The 19,124-nt window shown below is 71.4% G+C and carries 15 protein-coding genes and 1 pseudogene; 9 read left to right on the top strand and 7 right to left on the bottom strand.

What is annotated here, in order from left to right; all coding sequences use genetic code 11:
• Positions 1–238 precede the first annotated feature (238 nt).
• Entirely contained in the window at positions 239–931 is a 693-nt protein-coding gene (locus PKF00_RS37350) for a gamma-glutamyl-gamma-aminobutyrate hydrolase family protein (RefSeq protein ID WP_271222456.1), read from the top strand.
• 78 nt (positions 932–1,009) lie between these two features.
• On the opposite strand, the gene PKF00_RS37345 is transcribed toward PKF00_RS37350, so the two are convergent.
• Together PKF00_RS37345 and PKF00_RS37340 are read right to left on the bottom strand one after the other, a co-directional pair.
• Complete coding sequence (locus PKF00_RS37345) at positions 1,010–1,582, bottom strand: MarR family winged helix-turn-helix transcriptional regulator (RefSeq protein WP_271222455.1); 573 nt, start codon at positions 1,580–1,582, stop codon at positions 1,010–1,012.
• Positions 1,583–1,852: 270 nt separating this feature from the next.
• Positions 1,853–2,662, bottom strand: coding sequence for an acetoacetate decarboxylase family protein (locus PKF00_RS37340; protein ID WP_271222454.1), 810 nt, complete (start codon positions 2,660–2,662; stop codon positions 1,853–1,855).
• 185 nt (positions 2,663–2,847) lie between these two features.
• Between PKF00_RS37340 and PKF00_RS37335 the strand changes: the two genes are divergently transcribed.
• A complete protein-coding gene (locus PKF00_RS37335; protein ID WP_271222453.1) occupies positions 2,848–4,233 on the top strand; it encodes a glutamine synthetase family protein in 1,386 nt (461 codons plus the stop codon).
• A gap of 72 nt (positions 4,234–4,305) precedes the next feature.
• Here the strand turns inward: PKF00_RS37335 and PKF00_RS37330 are convergent, their stop codons facing one another.
• Complete coding sequence (locus PKF00_RS37330; RefSeq protein WP_271222452.1) at positions 4,306–4,506, bottom strand: ferredoxin; 201 nt, start codon at positions 4,504–4,506, stop codon at positions 4,306–4,308.
• A gap of 299 nt (positions 4,507–4,805) precedes the next feature.
• Here PKF00_RS37330 and PKF00_RS37325 point away from each other — a divergent pair, with 299 nt between their 5' ends.
• Positions 4,806–5,474 carry a TetR/AcrR family transcriptional regulator gene (locus PKF00_RS37325; protein WP_271222451.1) on the top strand — a complete coding sequence of 223 codons (669 nt, stop codon included), beginning with the start codon at positions 4,806–4,808 and terminating at the stop codon, positions 5,472–5,474.
• 65 nt (positions 5,475–5,539) lie between these two features.
• The gene (locus PKF00_RS37320) at positions 5,540–6,844 is read left to right on the top strand and encodes a YncE family protein (protein ID WP_271222450.1); all 1,305 of its coding nucleotides are present in this window, start codon (positions 5,540–5,542) and stop codon (positions 6,842–6,844) included.
• Between the two features lie 32 nt (positions 6,845–6,876).
• Here the strand turns inward: PKF00_RS37320 and PKF00_RS37315 are convergent, their stop codons facing one another.
• Positions 6,877–7,761, bottom strand: coding sequence for an alpha/beta fold hydrolase (locus tag PKF00_RS37315; RefSeq protein ID WP_271222449.1), 885 nt, complete (start codon positions 7,759–7,761; stop codon positions 6,877–6,879).
• A 349-nt stretch (positions 7,762–8,110) separates the two neighbouring features.
• On the opposite strand from PKF00_RS37315, the gene PKF00_RS37310 reads away from it, so the two are divergent.
• The 3 genes from PKF00_RS37310 to PKF00_RS37300 are packed head-to-tail and all read left to right on the top strand — an operon-like array spanning position 8,111 to position 12,267.
• Positions 8,111–9,148: an ABC transporter substrate-binding protein gene (locus PKF00_RS37310; RefSeq protein ID WP_271222448.1), complete on the top strand. Its 1,038-nt coding sequence runs from the start codon at positions 8,111–8,113 to the stop codon at positions 9,146–9,148.
• Positions 9,148–11,142 carry a sugar ABC transporter ATP-binding protein gene (locus PKF00_RS37305; protein ID WP_271222447.1) on the top strand — a complete coding sequence of 665 codons (1,995 nt, stop codon included), beginning with the start codon at positions 9,148–9,150 and terminating at the stop codon, positions 11,140–11,142. The genes PKF00_RS37310 and PKF00_RS37305 overlap by 1 nt, the downstream gene beginning before the upstream one ends.
• Before the next feature lie 6 nt (positions 11,143–11,148).
• Complete coding sequence (locus PKF00_RS37300) at positions 11,149–12,267, top strand: ABC transporter permease (protein ID WP_271222446.1); 1,119 nt, start codon at positions 11,149–11,151, stop codon at positions 12,265–12,267.
• A gap of 124 nt (positions 12,268–12,391) precedes the next feature.
• Here the strand turns inward: PKF00_RS37300 and PKF00_RS37295 are convergent.
• Positions 12,392–12,529: pseudogene (locus PKF00_RS37295) on the bottom strand (SAM-dependent methyltransferase); the annotation flags it as partial.
• A gap of 208 nt (positions 12,530–12,737) precedes the next feature.
• On the opposite strand from PKF00_RS37295, the gene PKF00_RS37290 reads away from it, so the two are divergent.
• Positions 12,738–13,646 carry a Sco1979 family transcriptional regulator gene (locus PKF00_RS37290; RefSeq protein ID WP_498073066.1) on the top strand — a complete coding sequence of 303 codons (909 nt, stop codon included), beginning with the start codon at positions 12,738–12,740 and terminating at the stop codon, positions 13,644–13,646.
• A gap of 52 nt (positions 13,647–13,698) precedes the next feature.
• Here the strand turns inward: PKF00_RS37290 and PKF00_RS37285 are convergent, their stop codons facing one another.
• Positions 13,699–16,839: an AfsR/SARP family transcriptional regulator gene (locus PKF00_RS37285; protein WP_271222445.1), complete on the bottom strand. Its 3,141-nt coding sequence runs from the start codon at positions 16,837–16,839 to the stop codon at positions 13,699–13,701.
• Positions 16,840–16,952: 113 nt separating this feature from the next.
• Positions 16,953–17,771 (bottom strand): SAM-dependent methyltransferase, encoded by an 819-nt coding sequence (locus PKF00_RS37280; RefSeq protein ID WP_271222444.1) that lies wholly within the window; start codon positions 17,769–17,771, stop codon positions 16,953–16,955.
• Positions 17,772–18,199: 428 nt separating this feature from the next.
• Between PKF00_RS37280 and PKF00_RS37275 the strand changes: the two genes are divergently transcribed.
• Entirely contained in the window at positions 18,200–19,066 is an 867-nt protein-coding gene (locus PKF00_RS37275) for a MurR/RpiR family transcriptional regulator (RefSeq protein ID WP_271222443.1), read from the top strand.
• Positions 19,067–19,124 lie beyond the last annotated feature (58 nt).

Below are 19,124 nucleotides of genomic sequence, written 5' to 3'. Positions count from 1 at the left end.
ATCTGGGCGATGAGCGCCCCGTCGATGGGGGAGTGGTCGTCGAACGTGGTGGGCGAGCTGACCCGCTCGCCGCCGATCCAGTGATCGCCGTTGACGGGGACGCCGGCGACTGTGGTCATCCGCTTCTCCTAATCGTTTGACTCCAAACAACCTAGGGCGAGCCGCGATGACCGGTCAAGACCCAGGGGAAGGCCTAGAATACCGTTTGGCTACAAATGAACCTTTGGAGGAGTCCGGGATGTCTCGTCGCCCGCTCATCGCGATCCCCTCGCGTTTCGCCGCCAGCACCTCGGCGCTGCGGTACGCAGCGGTGGTCACCGCCCGCGCGCTGGCCGAGGCGGTCTACCAGGCGGGCGGTGAACCGTTCCTGATGCACCCGGTCGACGCCGGGCGGGCCGCCGACCGGCTCGCGGCCGCCGCCGGGCTGCTGCTGCCCGGCGGCGGGGACCTGTCGCCGGAGGTCTACGGCGAGAGCGTGGCGCACGAGCAGGTCTACGACGTCGACGCCGAGCAGGACGCCTTCGACCTGGCCGCGGCCCGGCACGCGCTGACGGCCGGGCTGCCCACACTGGCGGTCTGCCGGGGCCTGCAGGTGGTCAACGTGCTGCTCGGCGGCCGGCTGCGCCAGCACATGGAGGTCGACCACCGGCACGTGGTGCACCCGGTGGCGGTGCGGCCCGGCTCGCTGCTGGCCGAGGTGACCGGGGCGGAGAAGATCACCGCGTCGTGCTACCACCACCAGTGCGTCGAGGCGCTCGGCCAGGGGCTTGTGGCCGTCGCGCACGCCGCGGACGGCACGGTGGAGGCGGCCGAGCTGGCCGAGCCTGCCGGCTGGTTCGTAGGGGTGCAGTGGCATCCGGAGGACACCGCGGCCACCGACCCGGTCAACCAGCGCCTCTTCGACGCCCTGGTGACCGCCGCCACCCGCTGACCCTTCCGGGAGACGTCCCGGTGGCGGTGGTCGCCCGCTGACCCCGCTCCCCACGGCTCTTCGGGGGCGGGGTGGTGATCATTCGGTGCGACGGCGGCCGCCGCGGCGCGGCGGGACGGGGGTCTGGCGGCGCAGGTCGTTGCGGCGCTGCTCGCCGTGCTCCTCCAGGTGGGTGACGATCCGGCGCAGGCAGGCGGCCAGGTCAAGCGCCTCGTGCTCCTCCAGCGCGCCGACCACGAAGGCCTCCTCGTCGTTGAAGGCGGGAAACAGCCGTTCCATCAGCGCCAGCCCCTCGGGGGTCAGGCGCAGCAGGGCCAGCCGGCGGTCGTCGGGGTGCTGGCTGCGCTGGATCAGGCCGCGGGACTCCAGGGTCTTGATGATGCCGGTCAGGGTGCCCTTGGAGATGCCGGCCTCGGCCGCGGCGTGCCGGGTCTCGATCTCCTCCCATATCCACACCACCCACAGCACGACGAACGCGCTCCAGGTCAGGTCGGCCACCCGCAGCGCGGAGTTCTCCAGGTGCTGGCGCACGGCGGCGGCGGCCCGGTGCAGGTTGGAGACGGCGGCCAGCGCCTCGCGTCTGATCGGGAACGCGCCGAGGCGGCGGTTCACCGCCTCCTCGGTCTCCGTCAATGAGTAGTGCGCGGGCACACAGGCTCCTTCGATGTCGAGCGGCAGCGGACTCTTCGGGAACTGACCTGAAAGAACAGTCCCTTACGCCATTTTCATTCGTGTACGTGTGATTCTGGACACACGAAGCTCACGATGGGGTCGGCGTTTCGTCTCCCCGCTGTCCCGGGGGCGGCGGGCGACTGGGGGAGCGCTCTCCCTCCCACATCCCAGCGGAAGACCGCCACACCCGTCAACGGGCCGTCCCGGCCGCCCCCTGCCGCTCGTTCGAAGGTCAGCGCCCGGAACGGGTCACTGCGCGCCCGAGACTCCGGACGCCAGCAGGGTGCCGCCGTTCCAGACGACCCCGACCTGCTGATAGTAGCCACCGATGATCTCGTCGACCTTGAGCGCGGCGAGTTCCTCGGTGGGGGAGTCGAACAGCTCGAGCTCCGCTTCGCCCTTCCAGGCCTGGCCGCCCTCGAAGGACTGCCCGCCGCTGGAGATCAGCTCGTCCAGGGCCAGGCCGCCGCCCGGCTCGATCGACGGCAGCCAGCGGTTGTGGGCCATCGGGTGGCCGTTGACGAAGCCGTTGGTCTCGCTGGGCTCGCGAAGCCGTACCACGGCCTGGGCCAGGCGGCGGTCGGCGGCGGCCAGGGTGCCGCCGAACGTGCCGCCCTCGCCGATGCGGGGCGCGGCCTGACCGAACGGGAAGGCGCGGGTCTGGTGGATCGAGCCGAGCTTCTTGGGGTAGCCCTGGTGCGTGCCGCGGGCGATCGCGAAGTCCTTGTCCACCCAGATGTAGACGCAGCGTGAGAAGGTCCTGCCCTCGAAGGCGCAGCGCACGACCACGAAGCATTCCTTGTACTGCGAGCGGACCGGGTCGAGCAGCTCCTCCTTGGTGCCGGAGCAGGACTGCCAGTCGGCCCAGATGATCGCGACCGCGCCGGGGTCCTCGTCGGCGAGGGTCAGGGGCTCGGGCAGGAGTTCGGCGACCCGGGCGGGGTCGGTACGGTATTCAACGGTGAGCAGGTCGCCGGAGTAGTACCACGGCGGGTTGGGGACCAGCGAGGAGCGGCCGGTCGCCGTCTTGGGGGTGAAGAAACCGCGCACCGTGGCCACGGCGCCTCCTTAGTTGAGAGGGACGTCTCGTTCGCGCTGACTGTTTGGGGCCATACGATATGCGTTGAACTGCGAGATGTCACGATGGAAAACAGCGGCCTCCTCTCAGGGAACCTTGTTCCCCGGGCGTTCGAGGCGTATGTTTTGCACCCAAACGAGTTGTCCGGACGTACCAGGGAGGCCCAGTGAGCGCGGAGTCCGTCGAGCGGACCGTCGAGCGCCTGAGGGAACAGGGCATCGACGTCGTCCGGGTCGGCTACCCCGACCTGATCGGCACCGAGCGCGGCAAGGACGTCCTGCTGGAACGCCTGCCCGACATCCTGCACAGCGGCGTGGCCTTCTGCCAGGCGGTCTACTACACCTCCCCCCAGGGCGACACCGTCCCGGTCCCCGGCGGCCTGGACCGCGGCCTGCCCGACGTCTCCATCCGCCCCGACCTGACCACCCTGGTCGAACTGCCGTGGGAACCCGGCGTGGCCCACGTGCTGGGCGACGCCTACGACCCGGCCACCGGCCTGCCCTTCCTGGAGTCGCCCCGCACCGTGCTGGCCGCGGCCGCCGCCCGGCTGACCGACCTCGGCCTGACCGCGATCGCCGGCCCCGAACTGGAGTACTACCTGCTCGAGCCCGCCGCCGCCGGCACCGGCTCGGCCGCCGCCAACGGCACCGGCTGGCAGCGCTACGACGACGCCCTGGGCAACGTCTACGTCACCGGCCGCAAGGGCGACCGCGGCTCCCACGTGCTGCGCACCCTGCGCACCCTGCGCGCGCTGAACATCGGCGCCACCATGGGCAACCACGAGTTCTCCGGCGGCCAGTTCGAGATCAACCTGCACCACTCCGACGCCCTCGACGCCGCCGACCGCGCCTTCCGCTTCAAGACCGCGATCAAGGAACTGGCCCGCCACGACGGGCTGATGGCCACCTTCATGGCCAAGCCCTTCGACGACGAGGGCGGCTCCGGCTTCCACGTGCACCTGTCCTGCCTGGACGCCGCCGGCCGCAACGTCTTCGCCGCCGACGCCGACGGCGACGGCGACGGCAGGGCATACGGGCTGTCGGCCACCGCGCTGCACGCCATCGGCGGCGTGCTGGCCCACGCCCCCGCGCTGGCCGCGCTGCTCAACCCCACGATCAACTCCTACAAGCGGTTCGGCCCGGACACCCTGGCCCCCTGGCTGAACGACTGGGGGCTGGACAACCGCAGCGCGATGCTGCGCATCCCGCCCGAGCGCGGCGCGGGCTCGCGCCTGGAGGTGCGGCTCGGCGACGCCTCGGCCAACCCCTACCTGGGCATCGCCGGCCTGCTGGCCGCGGTCTACCTGGGCATCCGCGACCGGATCCAGCCGCCGGCCCCGCTGGAGGGCTACGGCTACGACGCGACCAAGGCGCCGGTGCTGCCGATGTCGCTGCCAGCCGCGCTGGACGCCTTCGAGGCCGACAGCGAGCTGATCGAGGTGCTGGGCAAGGAGTTCGCCGCGGCCTATCTGGCCTACAAGCGCGACGAGGTGCAGCGTTTCTCCCGGACCGTCACCGACTGGGAGTTCCGCGAGTACGCCTACCACCTCTGAGTCCGTCTTCGGTCTCCCGGGTCACGCGGGGCCCCTCGAATGTCCTTCGAAGGGGCCCGCGAAGGGCGACGGTCATTCGGACAGGAGCACCGAGATGGCCCCCGAGGGGCACAGCCGTTCGGCTCGCTGGACGGCGGCCTGCCGCTCGGGCGGCGGCTCCGCGTCGAGGAGGAGAACGGTGCCGTCCTCCTCGTTCTGGTCGAACACCTCCGGCACGGTGAGCGCGCACATGCCCGCGCCGATGCACCGATGCGTGTCGGTCTGCACTTTCATCTGATCCTCCGGTCTGTACGGCCCAGGACTCAGGGTGTGGAAGGAGCCGAGGTCGCTCCCGCCCATCCGGACCTGAGTGCCTGCACACCGCAGATGGACATCATGGTGAACATGGTGGTGGACAGGGTGTCGCGCGTGGCGCCTCCTCCGCAGTGCGGCGAGGCACGGCTCAGGAATGATCAAACAGCATGAGGGGGCGGTTCGCATCTCCCCGTGTGCGAGTTGTCGGCCCCGGCGCCCCGTCACTCCCATAAAAGTACATCTAGTGCAAGTTTGCAATAAGTGCATAAGATAATTCCATGCACTACTCTTCCGTCATGGGTGAGGTTCCCGGACTGCGTGAACGCAAGAAGCTCCGTACCAGGCAGGCCTTGATCACAGAGGCGCTGCGCCTCTTCCTGGAGAAGGGATACGAGCAGACGACCGTCTCGGAGATCGCCATGGCGGCCGAGGTCTCGACGCGGACGTTCTTCAGCTACTTCGCGAGCAAGGAGGAGGTGCTCCTGCACCACGTCAGGGAGAGCCTCGACCGCGCGTTGCGGACGGTCGCCGAGCGCCGGAGCGACGACAGCCCGGCCGACCTGCTGGCCCGCGTGGTCGCCACGGCCTTCGAGGCCACGATGGGCAGCGCCGAGATGAGGCGGGACAGCGCGTCGATCACCCAGCTGATGATGACCGTTCCCTCGCTCAGGGCCTACGGGCTGCTGCTGCTGTTCGACACCCAGCGGGAGCTGGCCGAAGCCCTGCACCAGGCCTGCCCGGAGGAGCTTGACCTGATCGAGGCGTCCGCCGCCGTCGGCGGGGTGATCGGCGCGGTCAAGCTGGCGGGGTTCATCTGCCTGAGGCGTGGCGGTTCCCCCGACGAGGTGGCGGAGGCCAGCAGGCGCGCCGCCGAGATCGCCATCGCCGGAATGCGCGCCGTGGGGAAAGGCGAGACCCCCGGTGACCCTGCTTTGGGCAACCGCTGACCCACCTGTCCCTACCGTTTCCGTAGCCGGCCGCACGGAGAGCCGGGGCGACCGGGGAGCGCGCCATGCGGCAGTTGGAAAACGGACGGCGGCTCGTCGCGAGCGTGGTCCTGACCGCCTCGACGGCGTGCGTCCTGACGGCCTGCGGGGCTGGTGCCCCCACGTCGCACGACTCCGCGGCGCACACCGGTCCGCCCTCCCCGGCGGCCTCCGCCGACACCCCCGGCGTCCTGCCCGCGGACGCCGTTCGCGGGGCAGGTGAGGCCGATCCGGTGGACGTCTACGCCCATGACCGGCCCGGCATGCTCAGCCCGGCCGTCAGGAGGTTCCCCGCGCGGGTCTACGTGCCGAACAGCGAGAGCGACACCGTCAGCGTGATCGACCCGCGTACCTACCGGGTGATCCGGGAGTTCCCCGTCCACGGCAGGCCGCAGCACGTCGTCCCCTCATGGGACCTGAGGACGCTGTGGGTCAACAACAACGACGGCAACACGCTCACGCCGATCAACCCGATGACCGGCAGGCCCGGCAAGGCCGTACCCGTCGACGACCCCTACAACCTGTACTTCACCCCGAACGGCCGTACCGCCCTGGTGATGGCCGAGCGGAACAACCGGCTCGACTTCCGCGACCCGCGCACCATGCGGCTGCGGCGCTCGCTGAGCATGCCCTGCAGGGGGATCAACCACGGCGACTTCACCGTGGACGAGACCGTCTTCCTGGCCAGCTGCGAGTTCTCCGGTCAGCTGGTGGTCGTGGACGTCGGCGCGCGGAAGGTCCGCTCCGTCATCGACCTGCCGGGCAGAGGAGTGCCGCACAGCGACATGCGGAGCCTCGGGGCGCACCACGGCACGGCGGCCGGTACGGCGCACGAGATGTCCTCCGGCGCGGCACGGGCGGCGGGGCACAGCAGCATGCCCCAGGACGTCAAGCTCTCGCCCGACGGCACCACCTTCTACGTCGCCGACATGGCCAGAGGCGGGGTCTGGCTCGTCGACGCGGAGAGGTTCCGTGTCCGGCGCTTCGTCAGGACCGGCGCCGGCGCTCACGGACTCTACGTCAGCCGTGACTCGCGGCTGCTGTACGTCTCCAACCGCGGCGCGGGATCGGTCTCCGTGATCTCCTTCGCCCGCCGCAGGCCCGTCGACACCTGGCGCATCCCCGGTGGCGGCTCGCCGGACATGGGCGGGGTGTCCGCGGACGGACGCCGTCTGTGGCTGTCCGGGCGCTACCACGGCGTGGTCTACGTGTTCGACACCGGCAGCGGCCGCCTCGTCAGGAAGATCCCCGTCGGCGCGGGACCCCACGGCCTGGCGGTCTATCCCCAGCCGGGACGCTACTCGCTCGGTCACACGGGGATCTTCCGGTGAGGTGACGAGGCCACGCGGGCGGGACGCCGGGCTCAGGTCAGCGCGGTGAGGATGTCCTCGGCGTGCGTCCACAGCAACGATCCGCCCGCCTCGGGCAGCAGACGCCTGCGCGCCGTCGGGATGCGCAGGGCGAGGGTGGCCCCGTGGTCGGGAGAGTGGACCGTGCTGGTGTCGTGCCCGCCGTACCAGAGGTCGACCGGGACCGTGATGTCCGCGACGTCGAAAGGCCAGGGGGACATCGTGACGAGCAGGTCGCGGACGTAGCCCGCCGGCCCCTGGGAGAAGCCTTCGGCCAGCGCCCGGCGGTAGTGCTCCGCGAACGCCGGGTCGGTGTAGACGGCCCGGTCCTGATCCGAGCTCATCGAAACGATCAGCCGCCACAGCCCCTCGGCGTCGGCCTGCTTCTCGAAGGACGCCGCGAACCCGTCCGGGTCGGCGGCGACGGCCTGGAGCATCCCTCTCAGATGCGGGTCCAGGTCGTCGGCGAAGGCGGGATGGAGGAGTTCGTCCTGTCCGGAGACGATCGCGACCGCCCTGGCGACCCCCGCCGCCGCGCAGGCCAGCGCGAACGGAGCCCCCTGCGAGAACCCGACGACGGCGACGCCCCGCCGACTCCCGGAGACTCCCCCAAGGTCCCTGAGCCGGACGAACTCCCGGACGTCCGCGACCCAACTCTCCAGCGTGCGCCCCGGGTCGGGGTCGGAGGAGCCCAGGCCGGGGCGCTCCAGGGCGATCAGCCTGATCCCGCGCGCGGCGACCGTGTCCTTCCCGAACCCCAGCCACCGGCTCATTCCCGCACCGGAGAACAGCAGCACCGGAGTCCCGTCCTCCGGTCCCCACTCCGCCCAACCCGTCTTCCGGCCGTCGGACAGCTCCGCCTGCCCCAACCGCTCCGGATCCGCAATGCCGTATTTCATGTTTTGGACCCTAACGGTGTGCCGTCAGGGGGAGCCATCGATTAACCGGCCGTCCGGGAGGCGGCACCGGTGACGGCCTGACCGGCGGGAGCCGGTCCCGGGTGGTGCCGGAGACGGCACGGGCGAGTGCGGTAAGTAATGACTTCTTTTCTTTTTGCTAGTTTCCGGCACTACCTTTCCCGGGCTTTGCTGGGAGGGTCTGATCGGCCTGAGTCCTTGCTGAACGCAGAGTTCCTCATGTGCGCGCCTGACTGCCGCCGGCGCCCGCGCGCCGTTCACACGTCCACCGGCGGCAGCCGTCTGAGACGTCTGCCGGGAGTCCCCCCTGAGACATCTTCAGGAGGCCGCCATGGCCCGTTCACGTATCGTCTTCTCCCTCTCGCTCGTCGCCGCCATCGCGCTGGTGGCACTGGTACTCGGAGTGGTGGGAGGCAGGGCGACCAGTTCAGCCTCCCAGGCGTCCGGCGGGGGCGCGGGAGGGGCGGCGAGCGGCAAGAAGATCGACGTGATCATCAAGGCGAGCGACTCCTCGTTCTGGCAGACGATGATCGCCGGAGCGAAACACTCGGGCGGTGACTTCGGCCTCAAGGTGAGCACCTTCGGCCCCACGTCGGAGACGAACATCGACCAGCAGGTGCAGCTGGTCGAGAACTCCATCTCCCGGGGCGTCGCGGGGCTGGTCATCGCGCCCAACTCCTCCAGCGCCCTGAACTCGGCGATCGACCGGGCGCGCAAGGCGGGCATCAAGGTCATCACCGTGGACAGCCGCGTGACCACTGCCTCGGAGGGGTTCATCGGCACCGACAACGTCAAGGCGGGGACCCAGGCGGGCAAGCGCATGTGCGAGCTGCTCAAGGCGCAGAACAAGACCAGCGGCAGCGTCATGATCGAGTCCTCCGTGGCCGGAATCCAGTCGCTGGTCGACCGGGACGCCGGCTTCAAGCAGGGCCTGGCGAACAACTGCCCCAACGTCAAGGTGACGCTGCAGCGCTACAACAACAACGACATCAACACCGCTGCGTCGCAGGTCAACGACGCGCTGACCGCCAACCCGAACCTGGCGGGCGTGTTCGCCGACAACAACACCTCGGGCGTCGGCGCGGCCAGGGCGATCCAGGACAACAACGCCACCGACACCGTTCCCGTCGTGGCCTTCGACTCCGACCCGCAGGAGAACGCGGCGCTCGCCGCGGGCACCATCGACGCGCTCGTGGTGCAGAACCCCTACTTCTTCGGCTACCAGGGTGTCGTGGATGCGGGGATGGCGTCGGTCGGCCGTATCCCGCCGCGTGACATCGACCCGGGCGCGGTGGTCGCGGACAAGCAGAACATGAACCAGCCCGACGTGAAGCAGTTGCTCAACCCGCCGACCATGAAGGCGGAGTGATGAGGGCCGACGAAGAAGGAGCGAACGGAGGCGGAGCGACGGGCAGGCCCGTGGTCGAACTCCACGGCGTGTCCAAGGCGTTCGGTCCCGTCCAGGCGCTCAGCGACGTCTCGCTCACCCTCGTCCCCGGGCAGGTGAACTGCCTGGCGGGAGAGAACGGGGCGGGAAAGTCGACGCTGATCCGCGTGCTGACGGGCGCGCTGCGCCGAGACAGCGGCACCTACGAGATCGACGGGCGTCCGGTCACCGCGCCGACCCCCGCCTCGGTGCGCGCGGCGGGCGTGCAGGCCGTCTACCAGGAGCTGAGCCTCCTGCCGCACCTGTCGGTCGGGGAGAACCTGTTCATGGGCCGTCTTCCCGCCCGTACCGGGATCATCGCCAGGGCGAGGCTGCGGTCCCGCGCGAGGAAGGCTCTCGACGAGGTCGGCCTGACCGACCTCAGCCCGGACACGGTCGTGGAGCGTCTCCCCGCGGCCACCCGCCAGCTCGTGGAGATCGCCAAGGTGCTGACCGCCGACTCCGTCAAGGTGATCGTTTTCGACGAGCCGACCACGGCCCTCACCGAGGCGGAGTCGAAACGGCTCCTCGAGCACATTCTGCGGCTGCGCGACCGCGGCATAGCGATGCTCTACGTGACGCACCGGCTTGAGGAGATGTTCGAGATCGGCGACTGGGTGACCGTGTTGCGTGACGGAGGCCTGTCCGAGGCCGGGCCGATCGACCGCTACGACGAGGACCGCCTGATCACCGCCATGGTCGGCCGGGAGATCAGCTCGCTCTACCCGGAGTCCCACCGCCACGCGGGACCGCCCGCGCTGCGCGTGCGGGGCCTGCGCAGGTTCGACGGCTCGCCGACCATCGACCTGCACGTCGGGGCGGGGGAGATCCTCGGTCTCGGCGGCCTGCTGGGGTCCGGACGCAGCGGGCTGCTGCTGTCCGTCTTCGGCGCCGCCCCCATCGTGGCGGGCGAGGTGGAGGTCGAGGGGAGAAGCGTCAAGCCGTCCGGGCCGCGCACGATGATGAACGCCGGGGTCGGGCTGCTCACCGAGGACCGCAAGGTCCTGGGCCTGCTGCCGGAGCTGTCGATCAGGGAGAACGTCACCATCGCCAGCCTGCGCAGCGGTTCGAGGAAGGGGCTGCTGCCCGGTCGCGAGCAGGCGGAGGAGGCCGACCGGCTGCTCGACAGTCTGCGGCTGCGGGCCGGTTCCTACGAACAGCCCGTCTCGACGCTGTCGGGCGGCAACCAGCAGAAGGTCCTGCTCGCCCGCTGGCTGCTCACCAAGCCGAAGGTCCTCATGTTCGACGAGCCGACGAAGGGGATCGACGTCGGCGCGAAGGGCGAGCTGTACACGGTCATCGGAGACCTGGCGGCACAGGGGCTGGGAATCATCGTGGTCTCGTCCTACCTCCCCGAACTGCTGGGACTCGCCGACCGCATCCTCGTGCTGCGCGACGGCGAGGTCGCGGGCGAGTTGCCGGGAACGGCCACGGAGGAGGACGTCCTGCGTCTGGCGAGCGGAGGCAAGGGCGCCGAGACGCCGGTGCTCAGCGAGGAGATCCCCGCCCCCAGAAAGGGAACCGCCCCGACCCCGCCGCCACCCGGCGCCCCGCCGTCGGGTACGGCGTCGCAGCCCGGCCCGGCGTCGTCGTCCGGTGCGGCCTCGTCACCCGGCGTCGCGTCGCCGTCGGGTACGGCCTCGTCCGCCTCCCAGCCCTGGCCGCCGCCGCCGACCATGCTGACCCCCGGGTCGCCGCCGACCCCCCTCACCCCGTTGACGCCGACCGCCCGGCCCGCCGCCCGGCCCACGGCTCAGCCGAGCGCCCAGTCGCCCACGCGGGACCCGTCGCCTCCGGTGGGCGACCTGCCGCGCCCGGCGGACCCGCCTCCCTCCACTTCCCCTTCCCCCGCCTCGTCGGCCCGGGACGAGGGGCGACCGCCTCCCGGCGACGGAGGCGGCGCGATTCCACCGGTCCAGGACGACCAGGAGAGGTGAGCCGAGATGCCCAAGCTGATCTGGCGTGAGCCGATCACCACCACGACGATCGTCAACCGCCCGCCCGCTCCCGGAGGCCCGCCCGACCTGGAGACCGTGCCGAAGGTCGGACCGGACCTCCACCCCGAGGGCGCCACCGCCACCGTGGAGACGGTGACCGAGGCCCCACGCCGACGGGTCGTCACACTGGGGGACATCGCCGGACGCGAGAGCGGCGGCCTCGTCGTGCTCCTCGTGGCGGTCGGCGCTCTCACGCTCGCCAGCGACGAGTTCCTCACCGGCAACAACCTGGCCAACCTCGCCCGGCAGGTCGCGATCTTCGGAATCATCGCGGTCGGCCAGCTCGTGGTCATCCTGACCGCGGGCATCGACCTGTCGGTCGGCTCCGTCCTGGGCCTGGCCGGAGCGTCGACCGCGCAGTTCCTGGTCGCGGGCATGCCGATCGTGCCCGCCTTCCTGATCGGGGTGGGGATCGGCACCGCGCTCGGAATCGTCAACGGACTGCTGGTGACACGGGCCAAACTGCCGCCGTTCATCGCCACCCTGGGCATGCTCGGCATCGCCCGGGGAATCGTCCTGGTCACCACCGACGCCCAGACCATCCAGGGACTGCCGCCCGCGTTCCAGAACATCGCCAACGGCACGGTCCTCGGCATTCCCAACCTGCTCATCGTGGCCGTCGTGGTCACGGGCGTGATGTGGTTCGTGCTCAGCCGTACGGTCTTCGGCCGCTACATCTACGCCGTCGGCTCGAACCCCGAGTCGGCCCGCCTCGCCGGTGTGCCGGTGCGCCTGGTCACGACCTCGGTCTACGCGATCTCCGGCCTGCTCGCGGGTCTGGGCGGGGTGCTGCTCGCCTCCCGCCTCGGAGCCGGCATCCCGACCGCGGGCACGGGCTTCGAGCTCAACGCGATCGCCGCCTGCGTCATCGGCGGCGCGAGCCTGTTCGGCGCGAAGGGCAGCGCGCTCGGCGCCGCGACCGGCGCCCTGATCATGGGCGTCCTCAACAACGGCGGCAACCTGCTCGCGATCAACGCCTTCTACCTCCAGATCGCCATCGGCGTCCTCATCCTCGTCGCGGTCGGCTTCGACCAGCTCAACACCCGCCGCTCGGCGGCCGGCTGACCGTCGGGTCCTCCGCCGTTCCGCAGGGGCTTCGCCCCGGTCGTGCGGGCGGAGGAACCACGGGGACGGAGGCGGGGTTCTCGCCTTCGCGCCGGGGTCAGGGCTTGCGGGCCACGGCTCCGTACTGGGCCACCTGGGCGGGGAACGCGCGATCGGCGGGGTAGTGGTCCTTACCGCCGAGCCAGTAGTTCCAGACCCTGGCGTTGTGCGCGACCCCGGGGTTCAGCCTGCTCGGGTCGGCAGGGCTCCGCCTGCCGTCCACGCGTTCTCCTTGCTCTTTTCGCACCCGAGGCTCGCCCGGTTCCACCGCCTGGGGTACGGTGACGCCTTCGGTGTGATCACTGGGAATGATAGTGAACTCCTCGTTGCGAAGGCCGTTCCCCCTGTCCGAGTTCGGGTCGACATGGGAAGCTTGGACGCGGCCGTACGCCAGTGGTCTGCCGTGTCGGTTTGCTGCATAGGGAGCGAGCTTGCGCACTGTTCGGACGACCGTAAGCGACCTGGACGAGTCCCTCCAGGATCACCGGCAGGCGGGACCCACGGTCTCGCGGATGCTGGTCGGGGCGCAGCTGCGCCGTCTGCGTGAGGCCAGGGGTGTCACCCGCGAGGAGGCGGGCAACGCGATCCGGGCGTCGCACTCCAAGATCAGCAGGCTGGAGCTGGGCCGCACGAGCTTCAAGCGTCGTGACGTGGCCGACCTCCTCACCCTGTACGGCGTCACCGACGACGCCGAGCGCGCGACCCTGCTCTCGCTGGCCGAACAGGCCGGGGTGCCGGGCTGGTGGCAGGCCTACGGCGACGTGGTGCCCGGCTGGTTCGACGCCTACCTCGGACTTGAGCAGGCCGCCTGCGTCATCCGCAGCTACGAGGTCCAGTTCGTCCCCGGCCTGCTGCAGACCGAGGAGTACGCCCGCGCCGTCATCCAGCTCGGCCGCCGCGACGTCACGGGCCCCGAGGTCGAGCGCCGGGTCGCCCTGCGGATGCGACGCCAGGAGCTGCTGCACCGCCGCTCCAACCCGCCCAAGCTGTGGACCGTGATCGACGAGACGGCGCTGCGTCGTCTCATCGGCGGTCCCGCGACGATGCGCGCCCAGATCGAGCACCTCATCCGCGTCTCCGAGCTTCCCCAGGTCACCGTCCAGATCATGCCGCTGTGCGCGGGCGCCCACCCGGGGGCCGCGGGGCCCATCACGATCCTGCGCTTCCCCGAGGGGGAGCTTCCCGACGTGGTCTACCTCGAACAGCTCGCCGGAGCCCTCTACCTCGACAAGCCGGCCGAGACCGAGCGTTACTGGCACCTCATGAACCGTCTGGACATCGAGGCCGAACAGCCGGGCGCCGCGGCCGCCACCCTCCGCCGGATCCTCAAGGAGATCTGAGCGCCCAAGGAGATCTGAGCGCCCGGAGAGATCCGGACATCCTCCTCGGTGCCTACCGCCGCCGCGCCTGACCGCCCGGTTCGCCGCCCTGAACGAGGGCCAGCGCCCCCGCCCGGTCCAGGTCGCGGCCCGCGGCGTAGGCCGCCTCGTAGGCGTCGTCGCCCAGTTCGCGGCGGAGCCGTTCGGCGAGATGCGCGACCTCGGGATTGGACCGGTCGGACGTCCCCCTGAGCAGCTCGGCCGCGCCGAGAGTCCTCGCGGCCAGGGCGTGGTCGCCGCGGCACGCCCACAGCGCCGCCGCGGCGACCCCGGCCCTGGCCAGCACCGGCATGTCCTTCGCCTCGATCGCCTGACCGACCGCCTCCGCGACCTGCGCCCCGGCTGTCTCCAGGTCTCCCAGGTCCATCGCCAGCCGTGCCTGGGAGCTCAGGACCAAGGCGAGGAACTGCGACGAGACGACGGGCGCGTTCGCGATGGCGGCCGTCGCCGCGGCGTAGTGCCCGGCCGCCTCCTCCAGGTTCCCCTCCTGGCGGGCCAGGTCGCCGAGGCCGAGCCCGGCGAAGGCGACGTCCCTGGCCGACCACCCCCTGGCGTCCAGCTCCGCCATCTCCAGCAGCTGCTCGCGGGCCGCCTCCACCTCGCCCTTGTGCACCAGCACGGTCGCCAGCCAGATCCGCTGGCGGCCCGCGGGGTCGGCGGGGTTCAGCTCCTGGACCAGCCTGATCGCCTCCCGCAGGGTCCCGACGGCCTCGTCGAACTCGCCGAACGCCATATGCCCGTCGGAGAGGGAGGTCAGCGCGTTGGCCAGCCCCCAGCGGTCTCCGGCCTCGCGGAACTCCTCGGCCGCGACCGTCATGTCCTGGCGCATCCCGGCGAGGTCGCCGTCGTTCTCCCTGAGGAAGCCGCGCAGCATCCGGAGCATCGCCCTGGTCCAGGGGATCGGGTGGTTCAGCGACCGCTCGGCCGAGGTCGGCCCCGGGGGCGTGTCGTCGGTGAAGAGGGCGAGGCCGGGCTCGAGCAGGGCGAGGACGGGGTGCTCCGGGTCGGGGCCCGTCTCGGCGAGGAGCTCCCGCATCCGGGCGACGATGCCCTCCAGCGCGCCGTGGTTCCCCGAGACCGCCGTGTTGACCAGGTACAGGCCCGTCGCGATGGCCCGTGCCCGCTTCGGCGACTCGCCGGGAACGTCGAGGGCGAGCCGCTGCCACCCCGCGGCCTCCACGTATCTGCCCCGGATCGCCCACCACTGGCTCAGCGCCGCGACCAGTCGTACCGCCGTGTCGGCGTCGCCGGTGTCGGCGGCGAAGCGCAGCGCGGCGAGCAGGTTGTCGCCGTCCGCCTCCAGCCGGTCCATCCAGACCAGCTGCCGCGGACCTCTCAGGTGCGGCTCCGCCGCCTCGGCCAGCTCCAGGAAGCAGGCGGCGTGGGCGGCTCTGACCTCGGAGATCCTCCCGCTCTCCGCCAGGCGTTCGAGCCCGAACTCCCTGATCGTCTCCAGCATCCGGTGGCGCGACCCCTCGACCGGCTGGAGCAACGACTTGTCCACCAGGGCGGACAGCAGGTCCAGGGTGCCGCCGAGCCGCTCGGCGGCCTCCAGCGTGACCCCTCCGGGGAACACCGAGAGCCGCTCCGCGAGGTCGCGCTCCGCGTCGTCGAGGAGGTCCCAGCTCCAGCCGACCACGGCGCGCAGCGTCCTGTGCCGGGGCAGGGCCGTACGGCTGCCGCCGGTGAGCAGGCGGAACCGGTCGTCGAGACGGGCGGCGACCTGCTCGACGCCGAGGGAACGAAGCCTGGCGGTCGCCAGCTCGATCGCCAGCGGCAGCCCGTCCAGCCGCTCGCAGATCTCCAGCACCTCGTCGCGGAGGGTGAAGCCGGGCCGTACGGCCGCCGCCCTGTCCAGGAAGAGCCGCACCGCGGGGCTCCGCTCGGGCGCGGACCCCGGCTCGGGCAGCTCCAGCGGGGGCACGGGACACAGGGCCTCTCCCAGGATCCCGAGCGGTTCCCTGCTCGTGGCCAGCACCCGCAGCCGGGAGCAGCGTCCGAGCAACTCGTCGGCCAGGCGGGCGACCGCGTCCACGAGGTGCTCGCAGTTGTCCAGCACCAGGAGGGCGTCGTCGGCGGACAGCGCCTCGACGAGGCGGGTCATCGTGTCCCGCGTCACGGCGGGCATCCCTCCCGCCAGGCCCGGATCGCCCAGCGCGCCGAGCACGGCCTGCGGGACGTCCGCGGGGTCGGTCACCTGCGCCAGCTCCACCAGCCAGGCCCCTTCGGGAAGGCGCGCGGCGACGGTGGTCGCGAGCCGGGTCTTCCCCGCCCCTCCCGGGCCGACCAGCGTGACCAGCCTGCCCTCCTCGAGTCGCTCGCCGATCCGCCGGATCTCCCGGTCCCGTCCGACGAAGCTGGTCAGCGGCGTCCTCAGGTTGCCCCGTCTCCCGCGTCCCAGGGGCGGCGTCCTGTCGGCGCGGAGCACGGCCAGGTGGATCTCCCGCAGCTCCGGTCCGGGGTCGACGCCCAGCTCGTCGGCGAGCCTGCGGCGGAAGTCCTCGTAGGCGGTCAGGGCCTCCGCCTGGCGTCCCGCCGAGGCCAGCGCCCGCACCAGCAGACCGTGCAGCCGCTCCCGCAGCGGATGCCGGGCCGCGAGCACGGAGAGCCCGGTCACCAGGTCGGCCGTCCGGTCGGGGCGGTGACCGGTCGCCAGCTCCGCCTCCGCGCGGTCCTCCTCCGCCGTCAGCCGCGTCTCGTCGAGTCCGGCGACGTACGCGGTCGCGAAGGGGAAGGCGGAGGCGTCGGCCAGGGCGAGGCCCCGCCACAACCCGAGCGCCTCGCGGAGCCGCGGCGCGGCGGTCGCGGGGTCCCCGTCCGCGAGCGCGCGCCGCCCCTGCCTGGCCAGCCGTTCGAACCGGTGCGCGTCGACGGCGTCCGGCGGGACGTCGAGGCGGTAGCCGCCGGGAACCGAGCTCAGCGCCGACGCGTCCGGCAGGGCCCGGCGCAGCCTGGACACCAGGGACTGCACGGCGTTCGCGCGGTCGGCGGGCTTGTCCTCGGGCCACAGCGCGTCCGAGAGCTCCTCGACGGTGACGACACGTCCGGCGCTCAGGGCGAGCCGGGTCAGGAGCACCCGAAGCCGCGCCCCTCCGATCTCGACGGCCGAGCCGCCCGCCGTCACGGTCAGCGGCCCCAGGATGTCCACGTGCATACGGTCACTGTGTCACCCGTGCGGGGCCGCCGCGCCACCCGATCACGCCGCTGTGCCCCGGTCCGTTCCCCGTGGCCTGTGGGGCTGGAACCTGTGGGACCGGAGCCGGTGGACTACGCCTTGCGGCCGATCCCGCCGACGACCCATATCGAGTCGGGCCGGTGGAGCACGACCCCGTCGGGGCGCCACTGCGGGATGTAGACGACGCCGGGGTCGACGAGGTCGAGCCCCTCGAAGCAGCGTTCGACCTCGGTCTTGGTGCGCAGGCCCTCGCGGCGGGGACCGCTGATCGCGCCCTCGTCCTGGTAGAAGGCGGCGAGTTTCGCGGTCGCCTCGGGACGCAGGTCGGAGACGGGCTGCGAGATGGCCATGTAGCTGCCCGGGGAGATCGCCTTGCGCAGGTGGTCGGAGATCTGCAGGACCAGGGCGTCGTCCGGGATGTCCTGGAGCACTCCGAAGAGCAGGATCGCCACGGGCTCGTCGAGGTCGATCATCTCGGTGAGCCTGGGGTGGGACAGCAGGAGCTCCGGCTCGCGGACGTCGGCCTCGATGACCACGGTCAGCCGGTCGTCCTGGAGAAGGGCCTGGCCGTGCACCACGACCATCGGGTCGTTGTCGACGTAGACCACCCGCGCGTCCGGCGCGACCGAGTGGGCGATCTCGTGCACGTTGCCCTGGGTGGGCAGGCCGCAGCCGATGTCGACGAACTGCCGGATGCCCGCCTCCTGGGCGAGGAAGCGCACCGCCCTGCCGAGGAAGCGCCGCCCTTCGCGCCAGAGCGCGGGCAGCTCGGGAGTGATGGCCAGCGCGGCCTCCGCCGCCTCCCTGTCGACGGCGAAGTTGTCCTTGCCCCCGAGGAAGTAGTCGGCCACCCGTCCCATGTTGGGGGTCGTGGTGTCGAGCCTCGGCCGCTGGGGCCTCGACGATGCCACGATGCTCTCTCCATCCAGCAGATCCATTTTCTGCGGAGAGTATCCGCTTTTGTTATGCCTGGGGGGCGTATTCCGGCAACCGGTGGCTCCAGCTGCGATGATTTCTGCCCTTCCCATCCGGCTCGTGTCCCGTTCTCCGTATGATCACGCCTCTGGCGTCCGGGCCTGGCACGGAAGTCCAGGGAACGACCGGCATGGCTTCGGGAAACCGTCGAAAGCACCGTCGGCGGCCGAGCGGCCAGGCTTCACGCACCGACCGAATACGCCATTAGGGACTGCTTGTCGCTCTGCATGTAGCCATGCAGACTTCATGGTGAATGAAGATATGTCAATGATCGGAAGGGGTGTCGAGCGCGCCCGAGCCTGGGGTGCGGGAAGGCTCGACGTCACCGTGTCACCTCGCCCTCCCGGGGCCGTTGAGGAGAACCATGAACCATGACGACGCCGGATCCCGCCTGCTGCGGCTGTTCGAGGGGCACCGGCTGACGCCGGCTCAGCGTCGGATCGCGCACTGCCTGGTCCAGCACGCCGCGGAGGCGGCCTTCCTGTCCAGCGTGGAGGTCGCGGAACTGGCGGGGGTGAGCCAGCCGTCGGTGACCCGCTTCGCGATGGCTCTCGGCTTCGACGGATACCCCGCCCTGCGCAGGCAGCTCCGTGAGCTCGGCTCCCCCGACGCGGGCGTCCCGGGTGCGCGTGCGGACGAGCAGGCGGGGGACGCGGGGCCGAACGAGCACCAGCGGGCCGTCCTCGCCGAGATCGCCAACCTTCAGCGCCTCGCCGGGATGCTGGGCGATCCCAAGCCGGTCGCGGGGGCCGCGCGGCTGCTGGCCGCCTCCCGGCCCCTGCCCGTCCTCGGACTGCGCGCCGCCGCGGCGCAGGCCGCGGGTTTCGCCTACTTCGCGGCCAAGGTCCACCCCGACGTGCGGCTGCTCAACGAGGGGGGTTCCATGCTCGCCGACCGGATCGAGCAGGCCGCCGCCGCGGGGGCGAGCGCGCTGCTCTGTTTCGCGTTGCCCCGCTACCCGGCCGAGCTGACCGACGCCCTCGGCGTCGCCAGGGACGCCGGGCTGAGCGTGGTGACCGTGGCCGACAGCGCCTTCGCGCCCGCGGCCGCGCTGTCCGACGTGGTGCTCGCCGCCGCCGTGGGCACCAGCCTGGTCTTCGACACCGCCTGCGGGCCCATGATGCTCGGCCGGGTCCTGCTGGAGGCGATGTGCGATGAGATGCCGGGCGCGGAGGGGCGTCTCGAGGCGTTCGAGGTGTCGGCCGCCGCCAGGGAACTCTTCGCCGAGTAGGTTGTTGACTGAAACTATTCAGTCGAGATACAAGTGAATATATCTATTTGAACAGGTC

It is taken from the genome of Streptosporangium carneum, from assembly GCF_027922005.1.
GTDB lineage: Bacteria > Actinomycetota > Actinomycetes > Streptosporangiales > Streptosporangiaceae > Streptosporangium > Streptosporangium carneum.
This window is presented reverse-complemented; position numbering and strand designations above follow the sequence as displayed.

Bases quoted from the DNA above. Each gene is read 5' to 3' on its own strand.
- PKF00_RS37300 (WP_271222446.1), top strand. From the start codon at position 11,149: ATGCCCAAGCTGATCTGGCGTGAGCCGATCACCACCACGACGATCGTC.
- PKF00_RS37285 (WP_271222445.1), bottom strand. From the start codon at position 16,839: ATGCACGTGGACATCCTGGGGCCGCTGACCGTGACGGCGGGCGGCTCG.
- PKF00_RS37350 (WP_271222456.1), top strand. From the start codon at position 239: ATGTCTCGTCGCCCGCTCATCGCGATCCCCTCGCGTTTCGCCGCCAGC.
- PKF00_RS37325 (WP_271222451.1), top strand. From the start codon at position 4,806: ATGCACTACTCTTCCGTCATGGGTGAGGTTCCCGGACTGCGTGAACGC.
- PKF00_RS37315 (WP_271222449.1), bottom strand. From the start codon at position 7,761: ATGAAATACGGCATTGCGGATCCGGAGCGGTTGGGGCAGGCGGAGCTG.
- PKF00_RS37330 (WP_271222452.1), bottom strand. From the start codon at position 4,506: ATGAAAGTGCAGACCGACACGCATCGGTGCATCGGCGCGGGCATGTGC.
- PKF00_RS37275 (WP_271222443.1), top strand. From the start codon at position 18,200: ATGAACCATGACGACGCCGGATCCCGCCTGCTGCGGCTGTTCGAGGGG.
- PKF00_RS37320 (WP_271222450.1), top strand. From the start codon at position 5,540: ATGCGGCAGTTGGAAAACGGACGGCGGCTCGTCGCGAGCGTGGTCCTG.
- PKF00_RS37310 (WP_271222448.1), top strand. From the start codon at position 8,111: ATGGCCCGTTCACGTATCGTCTTCTCCCTCTCGCTCGTCGCCGCCATC.
- PKF00_RS37305 (WP_271222447.1), top strand. From the start codon at position 9,148: ATGAGGGCCGACGAAGAAGGAGCGAACGGAGGCGGAGCGACGGGCAGG.